We start from the raw sequence: 15,601 nt of genomic DNA, 5'->3' as shown, positions 1-15,601 counted from the left end.
AGACAAACAATGCAAACGGGGTAAATGTTGATGGCGAAATACTTCATTATTGGGGAAACGGATGCCAAGGAGCTTTGGTTGGTTGATTTGGACAACCGTTCGGTGGAGCCACTGACAGATATCACTCTTGCCAAGTCACAAGCGGCTGATGCGGGTTTTGTTGAAATCCTTGATAAGGCAAGGGCGAGCGGCATTACTACTTTAAAAGGGATAAGTATCGCGATCGCGACGAACAGTCGATCTGAAGCTATTTCTCAATCATTCATTGTTGATCCGACGTCTCATGAAAAGTAAGTAGACGGGTATTAAGCAAATCTTCTTCTTGATCTATTAAAGAATCGTCATACGCTTGCCATGTGGGCTCTCCTTCATAGAAAGGCTAATCGCATGGCAAGGTTTTACATTGTAGATCAACCGGAAGTTGATAAATTATGGCTTGTAAACGCTGACACACACAGCGTTGAATGTCTTGATCGGGATATTCTTCGATCACTCGGATCCGCTGGGCATGAATTTCTTTCGAGTATCAGCGACATGGCGGGCAATGAGAATGTGTCTCTCGAAACTCGAAGTGATCCGTCAGACAGAGCTTTTTCGTTCGACGGGAGAAGTAATCCATCTGATCGAGCATTCTCGTTTGACGGGAGAGGTGATCCATCGGATCGTGCCTTCTCGTTTGATGGGAGAAGCGATCCGTCTGATCGTGCTTTCTCGTTTGATAGTAGAAGCGATTTGTCAGATCGAGCATTTTCTTTTGGTCCAGAGAAAAGCACGGCCGTACCAGTCTGATAAAATAGTCGCCGATCTGCCCGTGACTATCAGAAGGAGTTTCTTATGAAGTCACGGGCCGGGATTTCGGTTTATGAAAGGCTTGCGGCGGATGAAGCCAAGCTTCGCTCCGCCGCAAGCAATAATGATCCGTCATCCACCAGATTGCATGATGCGGATGTGACCGTGAGCCGGCTGCGTCCACATTTCTCGCAGCTGGGCATTGTTCGAATGGCGGAAGTGACCGGCCTCGACCGCATCGGTATTCCGGTGTGGATGGCGGTACGCCCAAATAGCCGTACATTGGCGGTCAGCCAAGGCAAAGGTATCACGGCACCACATGCGCGTGCTTCCGCTGTTATGGAAGCCGCAGAAATCGCTATTGCCGAAGACATTCCCGCCACGTCAATCACAGCAACGAAAGCTGCCCTGCAAGACAGCGGACACATTGTTTTTGACGGGCGCATGCTTCTCATGCGCGGTGCTGATGAGCCCGGAAATGACGAGCCGATCGAATGGCTGGAGGGCTTTGATCTCCTCAAGCAACTCCCGGTCTACGTGCCGCGCGAGGTCGTCTCGCTTGACTTCACGTCGCAGCGGCAGAACTGGCACTATAGCCAATCTACCGATGGGTTGGCGTCCGGAAACTGCTTGCTGGAAGCGGTTATCCATGGCCTGTGCGAACGGGTGGAGCGCGATGCAACGGAGCTATGGCGGTTTCAGCGTGACGCTGGTGTCCAGGCGCGATGCGTCGATCCGCGCGTGTTCTCCGACAGCAATATTGATTGGCTCGCCGAACGCATTGCCAGTGCAGGCTTTGTGCTGAGGCTCTTCGATACGAGCTCTGATATTGCGTTGCCGGTTTTCATGGCGACCATCAGTCCGGCAACACAGCACGGCACCTATCTGCATTTCGATCTTGCAGCGGGCTATGGCTGCCATCTTTCTCCGCGCGTAGCTGCCATGCGCGCGATCACCGAGGCGGCGCAGACCCGTATCACCAATATTTCCGGTGCCCGGGACGATTTCGATCCATCGGAATATGCGCAGCGGCTTGCGCCGGACCTTGCCGTCTATATCCACGCGCAACCTGGAAGTGATTTCCATTTCGAAGACCCATCGCCGGTCGCGCGGGCAAGTCTGGAAACCTATCTCAACCCACTTCGCCAGCGCGGCATTAGAAGCGTGGTTGCTGTTCCGCTTGGCGGAGAAGAATATGGATTTTCCGTCTGCCGGGTGCTGGTCAATGAGTTGGAAAGCCCGGCAGGTATTCGCAAACATCGTTTCGGCGGGAGGGCTCTCAATGCAATGCTCCGCCAGTAAAGCAACGCCATGAAGATTCTTTTTGCAGGCCCGAGTCTTTCGGGAACCAAGTTCGTGCCGTTGCGCAGCGGAGAGGATGTGCTGCTGCCGGATCATGAATTGACTTGCCGTGGGCCGGCCAAATGCGGTGACATTACCCATGCCGTGGATCAGGGATTTCGCACGATCGGGCTTGTCGACGGACGTTTTGAGGATGTTGCAGCCGTCTGGCACAAGGAAATTCTCTATGCCTTGTCAAAAGGCGCAGTGATTTACGGCGCTGCCAGCATGGGCGCTTTGCGTGCCGCCGAATGCTATCCATTCGGCATGATCGGCATTGGGGAAGTATTCGAGCGTTATGCTTTTGGCGGGCTGGAAGACGATGCGGCTGTTGCGCAGGTTCATGCGCCAGCCGAGTTTGGCTATATCGCATTCAGCGAGGCAATGGTCACTATTGATGCCACTTTGGAAAGGGCCAAAGCCGCCGGAGCCATCAATCCGGATGAAATGTATTATATTCGCTCAGCAGCGAATGCGATATTCTTCAAGGAGCGCAGCTGGCGACGGGTTTTTGACAAGATTTCAACCGAAATTGCCGATGGTGAAGCCCGCATAAGACCGCATATCTGCAACATCAAGCGGCTTGACGCCACATTGTTGCTGGAAACCATGCTGGAGCAACGCCAGCCGAAGGAAATGGGCGCGCCTGACGATCATTTTCAAGATTGGACCTTCAATGAAACCAGCCAGTGGCTCAAACTGAAGGTCTAGTTTTCTCTACTCCTTAAGTTTCGGGCCTAACCGAATTCAGTACAATCTTATTGGTTAGCGCAGATTTTGTAAAAATTTCCGGAAAAAGCCCTTTGAGTCACGCTTGCGTAACGGGCAGAGATTTAGCTTCATATGTGTGGTCGCAAGTTTTAAACGCATGAAAAACAAGATCAAAAAAATCAAGCGTGTGTGGGAGCAAGCGGGCAGTCAGTGGGGGACCTACGCCGGAATTCTAAAGTGAATTGAATGTAGAATTTCGGCGTAGCACTGTTCTTATCCGTCCTGAAGAATCCAACCCAATAATCAAGATCCGGGCATGACGCGCGCGCTCTCGTGCGCGTACGCCATGTCATGGACGAGGGGCAGTATTGTGAAAGTAGCTATCGTTCATTATTGGCTTTTATCGATGCGCGGTGGCGAAAAAGTCCTCGAAGCACTGAGTGAGCTTTACCCCGAGGCAGATATTTTCACGCTGGTCTATGATCCCGACGCGATCAAGGGCCGGTTGAAAAACCACAAAATCACAACGTCCTTCCTGCAAAAAATACCGGGTTCAAAGAAACATTATCAGATGTTGCTGCCTCTAATGCCGCTGGCATTGGAAAGCATGGATCTGACCAGCTATGATTTGATCATCTCAAGCGAATCCGGGCCGGCAAAGGGAATTATCCCCAAGCCCGATGCGCTGCATATTTGCTATTGCCACTCGCCGATGCGCTACATCTGGGATCATTATTTTTTCTATCATGCCAGCGCGGGCTTCGTGAAACGATTGTTCATGCCGGTAATAGCATCCTGGCTGCGGCAGTGGGATGTTTCGACCAGCGCACGCGTTGATTGCTTTGTCGCAAATTCGCGCCACATAGCCAATCGCGTGCAGAGATATTACCGGCGGGACGCGGTTGTTATACATCCGCCTGTCTCAGTGAGTGAATTTGCAATATCTGAAACGGTGGATGACTTCTACCTTTGTGCCGGGCAATTGGTAGGCTACAAGCGCGTTGATCTTGCGGTTGAAGCATTCACCAGAATGAACAAGAAGCTTGTCGTGATTGGGACAGGCGAAGAGATGGCCAGCCTAAAGAGCAAGGCGGGGCCAACGGTGACATTCCTGAATCACCAGCCATTCGCATCATTGAAGATCCATATGGCACGGTGCAAGGCTCTGATTTTTCCTGGCGAAGAAGATTTTGGTATCGTGCCGGTTGAAGTAATGGCAAGCGGCCGCCCGGTTCTCGCCTATGGCAAAGGCGGGGCGGTTGACACCGTGGTCAATGGTCTGTCAGGCATGCTGTTTTCAGAACAATCCGTGGAAGCATTGATTGATTGTGTCGAGCAGTTCGAGCTGGTGGAAAAGAGCTTCGTGCCTGCCCGAATTCGCGCGCATTCGCTGCGTTTCAGCAAGGAAACATTCAAGGATAAAATGAGCCAGCTCATTCGCAAGGAATTTGAGCACCGGAATGCGCAACAAACCATGGACATGATTTCGCAGACACAAGGAACATCCGACGCGAGAGGGCGCTCGGGCGCTCTTGTCCTTGCCCTGAAGGCTCCGGCACAGACCAGCACAAATTCGCTGCGGCCAAGCTGAAGGATATCGCAGCTATGTTGGAACGCGTCGTGATCATCAATGATGAAGCTGTGGCCAGCGGCGGCGCGGCGGCTTTGGCTCTGCTGTCAGCACGCCTGCTGCATGAGGCCGGAATACCCGTTACTTTCCTGACAGGCGATACTGGCACCGGCTTTCCATTGCAGGGCAATCATAATGTGGAAATTGACGGGTTGGGAAGCCAGCCGCTGCTGAAATTGCCGGTTCACAGGCGGATCATGGATGGCGCCTATAACAAGGCCGCTTATGAGGCGATCACGCGTTACATTGCGCAAAAAGACACGCCTGGCACGGTCTATCATGTCCATGCATGGGCCCAGATACTCTCACCCTCGATATTTTCAGCGCTTAAGCCGGTCTATAGCCGCCTGATAATATCGGCGCACGATTTTACTTTGGTGTGTCCCAACGGGAGCTATGCTAATTTCAAGACAAATAGCGTGTGTTCCCTAACACCGCTAAGCGGACAATGTCTGGCTTCAAACTGCGACAAGCGACGCTATGCCGACAAGCTGTGGCGTTTTGCGCGGTCGTGGTTGCGCACACGGCTTCTGGACATGTCCAAATCCAATTGCACGATTGCGTCCATTCATCCAATGATGAATCCATGGCTCGAAAGAGGCGGAATTCCCTCATCGCGCATCAGAACGGTGCTTAATCCGGTCAAGCCATTTGCAAAAAAGCGCATCCCTGCCGAAGAGAATAGTGACATATTCTTTATAGGGCGGCTCGAGTTTGAAAAGGGCGTCGATATTGCTGCTGAAGCCGCGCGGACGGTAGGACGGCGGCTGCGCGTCATTGGAGATGGAGCATTTCGCGAGGAGTTGCTCCAGCGCTATCCGGAGGTAATCTGCGAGGGCTGGAAAACTCATGACGAGATCAGTGCCCTTTTACAGGAAGCGCGGTTTGTGGTTATGCCGAGCAGACTTCCCGAACCCTTTGGCCTGGTTGCTCATGAAAGCCTTCAAAGCGGAATTCCAATCGTAGCCTTCAAGTCTGCATTCATCGCCAATGAAGCGCAGGAGCTCGGATGCGGCATAGTTGCCGAAGCGTCTGACGCTGAAAGCCTGGCAGCAGCCTTTGCAGAACTCGACAGAAATGACCGGGTTCAGCACATGAGCAAGACCGCATTTGCTCTTTCTCCAGGCTTGGCCAATACGCCGCAAAGTTGGTGTAATGAACTGATCGCCCTTTATGGCGAATGTCTGGCCGGTGAAAAATTGCCGGACACCGCACCGGCGCTTGATTCCTCCGCCGGAATGCACCCTTCTTACCAAGCGATCTGACCATCAAGCCTTTAAGGACGTCTACTTCGATTGCTCGGGGTTAGGCGCGCTATCCATTTATTCATACTTTTTGGTTAAAGTTGTAATTGATTTAGGAGAGGTCTAAATCTGCCGGGCTATCTTTGGTCCAAATTCAAGGTTAGAATTGACCTCAGTGTAAAAATGCATCGTTAAGAGATAGATGAAAAATACTTCTGAAAATCTTGAGACCACAACCCAACGACCCTCGAAGTCATTCTTTGACCTCGTTGAGGAGAAGTATCTTATTCGTTGGGCTGCATTCTTTCTTTGCGTGGTTTTCTGGCTCGTCATCTGGCGGATGACTTAAAGCGATTTATCGCTCGTTTAACTCGTCATCGCCTGCCGCGAGCCACTCCCGCAAAATAGCTACAGACATTGGTCCGAGATTGGGAATGAGATTCAATTCCAGCTTGGATGCCCATTGTCTGTCCGGCTCCCAATCAGGAGGCATGTCCCATGGTGCTCCGCCATACTCGACCCACAATGCGTTAGCGATCCGCGTATGGACCGTTTTGGAAGGACAAAACGTTTGAAGAAGATGGGGCATGAGTAACCCAGATAAGAGTTGCATCCGTATCACACCGATCACTATGTTCGTCAGAGCCGTTTGAAGTGCATTGCCCTAACTCTCTGTTGCTACGCAATTCCCGATGGAAAGCCCGTTTCAGCTTTTCCTGGAGCAAGTTTCAATATTCAGCAGCTGCCTTTCGCAAATAGCACCACCGACGCCGTGCGGACCATGATTTTCAGATCTACCCAGATAGAGCGCGACTTGAAGTAGTCTGTGTCCAGCTTTACCCGCGTATCATACCCGGTATCACTGCGGCCGCTGACCTGCCACAGACCCGTTATACCCGGCTTCATCGCGATGTAATACCGATAGGAATCGCCGTAACGGCCGATCTCATCCATGACGATGGGACGTGGCCCGACAATACTCATTTCCCCACGCAATACATTTATGAGTTGGGGAAGTTCGTCCAAGCTTGAAATCCGCAAAATGCGACCGACCCGATGGATTCTCGGATCAGTTTTGAGCTTTTGTGTTTCCGTCCATTCACGCAAGGATTCCGGACAGTGCGCCAGCAGCGTAACCAGACGCGCATCGGCATCTTTCGCCATGGAACGGAACTTGAAACAAGTGAACTCTTTGCCGTTCAGGCCGATTCTGCGTTGCCTATATACGATAGGAAAGCCGTCAGTTGCTGCCAAAGTACCTATGATGCAGACTAAGACCGGAAAGAGAAATATTAGCGCGGCGGTGGCCAGTATAACGTCAAGAGTTCTCTTGATTACAATGTAGGACATCCGGTTCTTTGCCGGCATTTTTTCGGTCCGCTGTTCTATCAGCGGTTCTGTTATGTAGGACATAATCCTGACCCCAACCATTCCCATAGTTTCGGCTGCCCAGACGCGTAGCGCTGGAAATCCTCTTGAATCGCGGCAAAATCATTGCGTCCTAAAAAACCACCCAAGCAAAGCAGTATTTTTAGTTACGAAATTTGCATTCTATACGCTGTGAGCACAGTATTGCATGTCTGGTTGCATGGTTTTATTTGTTTTATGATTCCCTGCATACAATTAAACTATAGTATAAATGTTTTGCGTCAATAATTAATAGTACTTAAAGAAATATGTTATGCCCTTAGTAATAATCATTAAAATTAGAGCTAAACGTCGTTATGGCGCCTAACCGGGCAGCGAGAAATATGTTGCAATGTCAAGAGGATGGTAGCACCAGACCTTGAAGCAAAGGTTATTTTGTTTTGCACAGATCTATAACAAACCGGGTTCCGAGCGTATCCAGATGGTGGCAGCCAACAATACCAGTCATGAAATCGGGTCTAACGGATTTTATGGTTTCTTCGACATAGTCTTCGGAATCGAGTCTGGTAATTTCCTGGATATTCAAACCGTAGCCGTAAATCCCATGAGAGTTACACTGCGACGGGCGTAAAACCCGATCACCTATGATATGAACGCGGCCCCCATTCCTTGCGATATCACTCCCAATAATCACGGGGTTGCGTTTGTGGGGGACAACTCTTTTCAGGTCAGGTCCATCAACGGCGAATGCATAAAGTTCGCTGGAGTGATCCATGAAAGTGTGATGATCCGAAAGGGAGGTCAGCAACCACCATTGCCCTTTGACCTTGAACATAGTGGTGTCAGCAGGGCTTTTGCCTTCAAGCGCTGTTGAATGAAGCTCCCATCTCAGGGGAAATTGTGTGCAGCGCCATATCTCCACCCGGTCTGTCTGGTGCGTTTCCGGAATCATGTAAATGTCCGGGCCGTCATTGAAGACGAATGGATAGGAAAGATGGTAACTCGTACGCAGGCAAGTTCCGAGAAATTCGACTTCTGATCCGGACAGCCGTGCGACAGATATCCAGGCGTTCATACTGTTATCCGGGAAACATTCGAAAAAGACATAGTCCTGGTTTTGCCATCGAAACAGGAAGGGATCAGCGGCCCACATTCTGTCGGCGAGCTTTAGAGGGGTAGCCTTATCGGGGGTAAAGTTTTCGATACTCCCATCCCCCATATAAACGCCCCAGCTCCTTGAGTTGAGCCCAAGAATTGATCTTGCTCGCACTGCAAGTTTTCCAATGATGTTACGGCCAAGCTGTCCCAGATAAAGGATAGAATCGCTAAGTTGAGGTGCGGCTCGCATATCTACGGAGAGCGTGGCGGGGCTTGTGGAAAACTTCCTCGTCTCTGCCAATCTGCGTAACTCGCGCAGCAGCAGCAGGACAGACTTCTCCTTGATAAAGGCTCCATTGAGCGCCGCGCTATATTTGGTGTTGTAGCCGGCACTGGAAATGACGAGCGGCTCAGACTCCGAGCCAAGGCGAGCTGACAATTGAACCACAGTCAGTGCCTTGCGCTCTTTCACTTCCCAAAACCCGGTCCAGTCATGACCGCTGGCCACTTTATCGACGAAATCGAGAGACCATTCGCCAAACTCGATCTGGTCGAGACATTGCTGCGGAAGCGGTTTTGCCGTCAATCGCACTGCCACATCAATATTTACGCCCAGCAGACCGTCGCGGCCTACACGTATGGATTCGGGTAATTTGTATTGCTGATTTCCGAAAGGTTGAGCGGGATAGCGCAGTTGTTTAACAAATACCTGCCTCTCTACCCGATCAATCAATTTTCCAACAAACGACGTGTCATGCGCCGGCACTGGACCAGTTTCGATAACAGCCTTCAGATTGAACTCAGGACAATCAAGAACACCCTTTAAAAACTTGATCTCCCAATTCTGTAATCGATCCATGGAATCAGTGATGATTCCAATACGAAGTCTCGTAGACATTCTGCCCCCTAAACCTGGTCTCATCGATCCTCGGATTGCGTTCAAATGCGCGAATTTCTCAGGATGAGCACGGCTTAGCATTGAATGTTCCACTTTCATGAGCATCCGTCCAGAATGCCTAATCCAATTGATTAGAGGGGTAATTCCTGAAACAAAACGGGCCATCTGGTATGGATGAAGCGATCGTTTTGAGCAGTCAGGTTGGTGTTCAAAGCATGTGCCGGAGGCATCACGCTGAAACAGGGTTCTCAGATAATAGCCGAGAGGCTCACGCCCAGGAAAGCTGCCGTCATGGCGTTTATGGCGATGGCTTCGCGTATCTGCGCCCAACTTGCGCAAGTGCTGGTATTCATTCTGGCAGCGCGAATGCTGTCGGCAGCTGAATTTGGTGTTTATACCCTGATCCTTGCCATAGCCATACTGCTGACCCGTGTCGCCGAAGCGGGCTCGCGGGAGTTTATAATGAGCTGCCGCGAGGATATCTCGCTGTTCAATCAGATTGCTACAATGGCTCTCGCCAGCGGTGCGGCGGCGATGGCTATCGGCCTTGCCGTTTCCGGCGTACTGGACCGTTTTTTCGAAATGAGGCTGGCGGCTGAAATTCTCGTCATCTTTTCAGTCTGGGTGGTATTTGCAACCTTTAGCGCAGTTTATGCTGGCATATTGGTTCGTCAAAGCAGATCCGAAATGCACTCGATTCTGCTAATGGTCGGCGAAGGCGTTGGCCTGGCGATCACCTTGGCTGGATTGCTTGCAGGATGGGGAATATTTGCCTTGGCCGTGGGCAAGCTCTTCATGCAAATCACCTATCTTTGCAGCGCGATGCTCATAACGCGGTGGGTTCCGCGTCTGCGGCTTCACTGGGCCATCGTAAAAGAACTCGCAGCATTCTCCCGCTATATATTGGCGACCCGCATGGTCGCCTATTTCCATACTTATGCGGTGACTTTCGCAATCGGAATATTCTTTGGCACGGCGAGCGTGGGTTACTACCGGGTGGCAGATCGTCTGGGATCGTCGTTCGCCGATATGATGGATGAACCAAGCCGGTTGATAGCCTGGGTTAGCCTGAGGCGTTCTATCCGGGAAAATCAGAGCCTTCAGGAACTCAAGCGAGGTGTGGGGCGGGAAGCGACCGTGCTTTTGCCCTTCCTGCTGGCTCTGGCTGCCCCTATTTTCATTGGCCTTGCGCTTGTGTCGGAGACGCTGGTTGTTCTTCTGCTTGGCGATCAGTGGCATCCGGCGGCTCCACTGACAGCTCTCCTTGCCCTGATGTATATGCTGTATAGTCCAGGCGTATTAACCGAGCCGCTTTTGTCGCTAACGGGGCAGGTGCGACGGTTACCGCTCGTCTCGCTATGCAACATGGTCGTCGCCGTTATCTTCCTGCTTGGAGCCGTGCCCTTCGGTATAATGGGTGTCGCTATCGGCCAGGTAATGGCAGCCGCGATCACGGCAGGCGTAACGATATGGCTGCAAAGCCATTACGGCGGCGTTAGCTGGAAGCGTGTCGGGGCCAGCAGCATTATCATCGTGCCGAGCCTGATCGCGATGGTCGCCTGCATAATCTGGGTATCGCAACTCTCTCTATCGCCCGCACTAGACCTCGGACTAAAAATTCTGACGGGGGCTTTGGTCTATGTTTGCGTACTCGTCGTGCTCTACATTTCCTTTTTCAAAGTGAGCAACACTTTTACCTGGAAGAAGGTGAAAGTGCCACCAAACCCAACGTCTGAAGTCGAGGAGAGTTACTGATGCAGCCAATGACGAAAGACACGGATAATATGCCGGCCACTCGCCCGGAAATGAGCCGTCATAGCTTTCTTGGCATAGAACTCGAAATTGCTGGCGGCGTTCTGATCCCCCGGGAAGAGACCGAACTCCTGGGCCGCACGGCAATCGGCATTGTGGCAAACAGCACCTCGCCGCTGGTTATCGATATGTGCTGTGGCTCGGGCAATCTTGGGCTTGCTATCGCCAGTGCAGTTCCATCAGCAAAAGTCATGAGTGCGGACCTAACCGACGAGACCGTCAATGCTGCCCGGCACAATACACAACGGTTGGGCCTATCGGATCGTGTTGAAGTCTATCAGGGCGACTTGTTTGCAGCATTTGGCGATAAATCTCCAGCCGGAAAAGTGGATCTGGTTGTGTGTAATCCTCCCTACATTTCTGCAAAGCGACTACACGAAACACTTGCGCATCTCTTGGAGGAGGAGCCACGCGAGGCCTTTGACGGTGGACCTTTCGGCATCTCTATCCTTCAAAGGCTGGTACGCGATTCTGCCGATATGTTGAGGCCCGGGGGCTCTTTGGCTTTCGAGTTCGGAGAAGGGCAACATCATCAGGTCGCTCATTTGTTATCGCGCTCGGGCGCTTATGAAGAGATATCGTTTGTCGACAATGAATTAGGGATCGCCCGGGTGGCGATTGCCAGAAAAAAATAGCAGTCGGTAGGAGCCTTCTATGGACGGCGTAGCATTCAGCGAGGTTCGGAACTTGGCGCCCCAGGATATCCCTGCGGTAGCGGCGATGTTTTGGCGAATGTTCAAGCCAGCCAACACAAAAATTCCAGCATCATTAGCGGACTATCTATCGGAGCTTTATCTCGATCCCGGAAACAGCACGGGGATCATCTCACAAGTCCATATCCGGGGCGATGGCGTGCTGACGGGGTTCATTGGCGCGCTTCCATTGAAAATGGCTTTTGGAAACGCTCCCCTGCAGGCGGCAATTTGCGGCCCCTTGATGGTCGAGGATCATATTGAGGATCCGCTTGCCGGAGCACGGTTGCTTCGCGCTTTTCTCACCGGACCCCAAGACCTTTCATTAAGCGAAACAGCCAACGAAACATCGCGAATTATGTGGAGCAAGCTGCGTGGCAGGGTTTTGCCCGGATATAGCCTGGAATGGCTGCGCATTCTTCGTCCCACTGCCTTTGCTGCTGAAGCGGCGTCGCGTCGTTTCAAGTTCTTGCGGCACGGCAAGCTGCTATCGGGGCCATTCGATGTCTTCGCTCATGCAATTATGAAAACCTCCATACCGGAGAAACCCCAAGGCGTGAATGATTGCAGCATTGAGCTGGATATGTTGCCCCCGCTCATTGCGTCCTGGCTGAAAGACTACGAATTACGCCCGGATTGGGATCTGTCGACCTTGAGCGATGTTCTGGCGACGGCCAGCACGAAATCAACCTACGGCACCATGCACAGCAGAGTGGTGAAGAGCCGGACAGGCAAGCCTTTGGGTGCTTATCTGTTTCACGGCGATCGCGGGGAGACTGTCCGTGTCCTTCAAATCATTGCCGCGAAAGGGCAGGAAAGCACCGTATTGGATAGCCTCCTTTACTATGCCAATTCCATAGGTGCCGTTGCTGTACGGGCTCGTTCACAACCGCAATTGCTGGAAGCGATGATGATACGCCGCGGCCTGTTTTTTCAGCGTTCATCCACCGTGGTGCATACTGGCGACCCGCGCGTCCTGGAAGCTTTTTCAAAGGGGAATGCATTTTTCAACGGCCTTGCGGGCGAAGGCTGGAATCGCCTGAATGGCGACGAGTTTGTTTGAGAATCGAGCGGAGAGAATTTCCACCGAAGTGATGTCAAATATTTATATTATTGACCTTCATGAAACCCCATATGGATTTGTTGACGTCGATTATTGAATCAATTGTTGCCTGTATTCGCAACATCTCTTCGTCATCGAGTGCTTCAACTTTTCCATATTTCAGGTTCTCGTCCATATCGACAATCCGCATCAGCTGAGTTGATGCGGTTCGGCCTGATTCATCGAACGAATATATGCAGTGGTTGTACTTGTTGCGCAGGCGTTGCTCACGCGTCATTCGGGCTGTGATCTTAAGGACTGCTGCCTTGGTTTCCGGCGTTGTAGAATGTATTTTTGCAAGGCGCTCGATGAGATCAATGCGCGCTCGTGTCGTATTCAGCGTCAAGAAAATGACAGTCGCCGCTTCCTTGTTCGTATCCAGCAGGTGGGCAATCAGGTAAATGAACAAACTCTCCGTGTTTGTCCAAGTATAGTTCAATTTGCCCACCAGCATGAGAATGTCGTCGAGCCGCGACATTGATACTACATAACCCGAGCCATTTCTGGCGAAGCTGCATAGTGGCTCATCGGCGCCTTGTACCCCCTAAAAGGGGGCTGAAAGGCCTCTTGATCCCTCGTATTGCGATATACGGCAGCGGCCTGCGTACGATTATGCACACGCAATTTGCGGATGAGATTATGCACATGGACCTTAACAGTATGTTCTGACAGCGTCAGGCGGTCGGCAATGATCTTGTTTTGCAGACCTTCCGACAACAGCTCCAAAATTTGCTGTTCACGGATGGTCAATGTCTTGATCGGCCGGATTACGCCGTCGGATTGCTGATGAGAAGTGCCCATTGAGCGTCCGCTATTGTCATCCCGTGCTCTATCCGAAGAGCGACTGATGTGAGGCGGATAATATTCACCACCATTCAGCAGCAGCCAGATGACCGCAAGCCATATATCCAGCTTTAAATTGAAAGGTAACAAGCCTTGGATAACCTTGCCGTCGAACAGGCTGTCGAGTTCATCCAGTCCCGATACATTATCGTCAACCATCATGGTAATGGAGGCGTTGGGAAAGCGCTTCCTGCACCGCAATGCCGATTCACTGAAGCTGGAAACAAAGCCGGCGTGGATGAGGACGAGCTGAATATCGTCATCATAAGCTTCGGCCTCGGTAAATGAGCTGCACAGATGAATGTCTATATCGGTGAAATTGCGTTCCAACGACTGCACCAGTCCCTGAAAGACGACACCCGCTTCAGCATAGATAAATATCGAACTTTTAAATCGCCCATTCCCTGGATCAGTCTTGATGTGATCCGAAAGTTTGCGTGGTATTGTTCCACTCATGATAGTCCCCTGCGCCCTTTAGTCGGAAAAGTATTTCTTCCGAGGTTTCTTTTCGATTGTTGGATTTTATCTGAATAGTTTTGTTTAAGATCGTTAATCAGGATGCCTGTAGCCCCCGCTACTTGCTCTGATTAACCAAGGATTAATAAACGTCGCGTGACGCGGTCGTGACGTGAATTGAAAAGGTGTTTCGTCTGCACGTCACTTGATTCGCGCAGGTATAAAGCAGCACCTGGGCCCCGTTTGAGGCATATGAATTCGATAATATTGTTTAGAACTTATCTGCTGGTTCAACTGATCTATTGTACTGCCAATCCATCAACCGCCTAAAACGGCGGGATTCATAAGGTTACGCCGCCCGTTTCGCGATTCACCAATGAGCTAAATATAAGTGCTATCTTCCGGTCTGCCCGTTTGCGTCATACGGTTATGAGGTCTTGAGTTTCCAGCGTAGCGTAAGTGAAACCAAGAAAATAAAACCAGTGTGCCAGTATTCTGAGTTGAATAGCCTGCGATATTCTATCGCGAGCTTGGGGATACTTTTGCTGTAACAACTTAACATCTGCCAGCGTGGACATCGTAGCCTCGTTAAAGAGCATAGAGGTTTTGTCTTCTCCGCAGATATTCCGGAGGAAATAATATGAATAATCGCAACAACAATCATCACCAGAATCCCGGTATAGACCCGTCAGCGTCGGCAAGTGCTGATGCTTCAGCATTCGCTGCTGCCTTGGCTCTTCAGATGCAAGGGCAGGGACAAGGTCAGGGCCAGGGGCAAGATCAGGGCCAAGGCCAGGATCAGGGACAAGGCCAGGGTCAAGGGCAGGGACAGGGGCAGGATCAAGGACAAGGTCAGGAGCAGTCATCTGTTTCGGAAAATCTCAATCTGAACGGCAATTTCAACGAGAGCTCCAGCGATAATTCCAATGCCAACAGCAACTCCAACAGTAATTCGTCGCACACGGATGTAAAAGTAAATGTTGGTGTCGATTTAGACGGCTATCTGCCGACTGATGACGACTTTGCCGATCTCGATTTGCATCACAATAGTTTTGACAACATCTTCCTCACCGAATCCGGCAACATCAACTTTGATCCCGGCAACGATGTGAACTTCTCTAACGTTCTCAATGGCGCATTTAGCGGCGGCGGCAGCGATACGGGATTTGCGCTCAGTCAAGTTGTTGATCTTGTCGATAATGACACCCTCTCCGGTGTAACCCAGACCAACAGTGGCATTGTCACCTTGACCGCGACCGGCGGTACTGCAAGCGCAGGTGATGGCATTGGTACCGATGATGGTGGCTGGGGCGGCATGGACCACAGCTTCTTCGGCGGTGGCCATGGCGGTTCGGGTGGTTCCGGCGATATTGGTGCAAGCGACGACGTATCGGGTTCAAGTGCGGCGAGCGCAGCAGCCAATCTTACATCCACGGCGTTCACCCAGGAAATTGTACTTGGTGCAAACCTGCAGCAGAATGCCTTCGAAGCGACCGTTATCAACGGCTCGTACACGCATACATCGAACGGCGACACCGACGCGGTTTGATTCAGTTAGCTGGCAATTTGCCGCTCGGAAAATGGTCTGCGCACAATGTGCGCAGGCCAATTACCGGA

The 15,601-nt window shown here is 51.4% G+C and carries 15 protein-coding genes; 10 read left to right on the top strand and 5 right to left on the bottom strand.

Annotated features, from left to right (window positions below; genetic code table 11):
• Positions 1-30 precede the first annotated feature (30 nt).
• From V9K95_RS14090 to V9K95_RS14065, 6 genes are all read left to right on the top strand, one after another.
• Positions 31-294 carry a hypothetical protein gene (locus V9K95_RS14090; RefSeq protein ID WP_336442124.1) on the top strand — a complete coding sequence of 88 codons (264 nt, stop codon included), beginning with the start codon at positions 31-33 and terminating at the stop codon, positions 292-294.
• Between the two features lie 277 nt (positions 295-571).
• A complete protein-coding gene (locus V9K95_RS14085) occupies positions 572-838 on the top strand; it encodes a hypothetical protein (protein WP_336442125.1) in 267 nt (88 codons plus the stop codon).
• The gene (locus V9K95_RS14080) at positions 835-2,091 is read left to right on the top strand and encodes a YcaO-like family protein (protein WP_336442126.1); all 1,257 of its coding nucleotides are present in this window, start codon (positions 835-837) and stop codon (positions 2,089-2,091) included. The genes V9K95_RS14085 and V9K95_RS14080 overlap by 4 nt, the downstream gene beginning before the upstream one ends.
• Before the next feature lie 9 nt (positions 2,092-2,100).
• Entirely contained in the window at positions 2,101-2,841 is a 741-nt protein-coding gene (locus V9K95_RS14075; protein ID WP_336442127.1) for a TfuA-like protein, read from the top strand.
• A gap of 370 nt (positions 2,842-3,211) precedes the next feature.
• Positions 3,212-4,432, top strand: a complete 1,221-nt coding sequence (locus tag V9K95_RS14070; RefSeq protein ID WP_336442128.1) for a glycosyltransferase — start codon at positions 3,212-3,214, stop codon at positions 4,430-4,432.
• A gap of 14 nt (positions 4,433-4,446) precedes the next feature.
• Positions 4,447-5,736, top strand: coding sequence for a glycosyltransferase family 4 protein (locus tag V9K95_RS14065; protein WP_336442129.1), 1,290 nt, complete (start codon positions 4,447-4,449; stop codon positions 5,734-5,736).
• Positions 5,737-6,070: 334 nt separating this feature from the next.
• On the opposite strand, the gene V9K95_RS14060 is transcribed toward V9K95_RS14065, so the two are convergent.
• The 3 genes from V9K95_RS14060 to V9K95_RS14050 all read right to left on the bottom strand — a co-directional run bounded on the left by V9K95_RS14060 (position 6,071) and on the right by V9K95_RS14050 (position 9,244).
• Positions 6,071-6,304, bottom strand: a complete 234-nt coding sequence (locus V9K95_RS14060; RefSeq protein WP_336442130.1) for a hypothetical protein — start codon at positions 6,302-6,304, stop codon at positions 6,071-6,073.
• A 146-nt stretch (positions 6,305-6,450) separates the two neighbouring features.
• Entirely contained in the window at positions 6,451-7,128 is a 678-nt protein-coding gene (locus V9K95_RS14055; RefSeq protein WP_307275650.1) for a sugar transferase, read from the bottom strand.
• Positions 7,129-7,513: 385 nt separating this feature from the next.
• Positions 7,514-9,244 (bottom strand): glucosamine inositolphosphorylceramide transferase family protein, encoded by a 1,731-nt coding sequence (locus V9K95_RS14050; RefSeq protein ID WP_336442131.1) that lies wholly within the window; start codon positions 9,242-9,244, stop codon positions 7,514-7,516.
• A 126-nt stretch (positions 9,245-9,370) separates the two neighbouring features.
• Here V9K95_RS14050 and V9K95_RS14045 point away from each other — a divergent pair, with 126 nt between their 5' ends.
• The 3 genes from V9K95_RS14045 to V9K95_RS14035 are packed head-to-tail and all read left to right on the top strand — an operon-like array spanning position 9,371 to position 12,646.
• A complete protein-coding gene (locus tag V9K95_RS14045; protein WP_336442132.1) occupies positions 9,371-10,834 on the top strand; it encodes an oligosaccharide flippase family protein in 1,464 nt (487 codons plus the stop codon).
• Positions 10,834-11,526: a N5-glutamine methyltransferase family protein gene (locus V9K95_RS14040; RefSeq protein ID WP_307275644.1), complete on the top strand. Its 693-nt coding sequence runs from the start codon at positions 10,834-10,836 to the stop codon at positions 11,524-11,526. Before V9K95_RS14045 ends, V9K95_RS14040 begins: the two co-directional genes overlap by 1 nt.
• Positions 11,527-11,545: 19 nt before the next feature.
• Complete coding sequence (locus V9K95_RS14035; RefSeq protein ID WP_336442133.1) at positions 11,546-12,646, top strand: hypothetical protein; 1,101 nt, start codon at positions 11,546-11,548, stop codon at positions 12,644-12,646.
• Between the two features lie 34 nt (positions 12,647-12,680).
• Here the strand turns inward: V9K95_RS14035 and V9K95_RS14030 are convergent, their stop codons facing one another.
• Both V9K95_RS14030 and V9K95_RS14025 read right to left on the bottom strand, forming a co-directional pair.
• Positions 12,681-13,163 carry a hypothetical protein gene (locus tag V9K95_RS14030; RefSeq protein ID WP_115053341.1) on the bottom strand — a complete coding sequence of 161 codons (483 nt, stop codon included), beginning with the start codon at positions 13,161-13,163 and terminating at the stop codon, positions 12,681-12,683.
• Between the two features lie 5 nt (positions 13,164-13,168).
• Positions 13,169-13,984 carry a response regulator transcription factor gene (locus V9K95_RS14025; RefSeq protein ID WP_115053342.1) on the bottom strand — a complete coding sequence of 272 codons (816 nt, stop codon included), beginning with the start codon at positions 13,982-13,984 and terminating at the stop codon, positions 13,169-13,171.
• Between the two features lie 640 nt (positions 13,985-14,624).
• Between V9K95_RS14025 and V9K95_RS14020 the strand changes: the two genes are divergently transcribed.
• Positions 14,625-15,533: a hypothetical protein gene (locus V9K95_RS14020; RefSeq protein WP_307275637.1), complete on the top strand. Its 909-nt coding sequence runs from the start codon at positions 14,625-14,627 to the stop codon at positions 15,531-15,533.
• The last annotated feature ends 68 nt before the right edge of the window (positions 15,534-15,601 follow it).

Origin of the sequence: Phyllobacterium sp. CCNWLW183, assembly GCF_037203775.1 — a bacterium.
GTDB classification, from domain to species: domain Bacteria; phylum Pseudomonadota; class Alphaproteobacteria; order Rhizobiales; family Rhizobiaceae; genus Phyllobacterium; species Phyllobacterium ifriqiyense.
The sequence above is the reverse complement of the archived record's forward strand: the minus strand, read 5'-3'. Positions and strand labels throughout refer to the sequence as shown.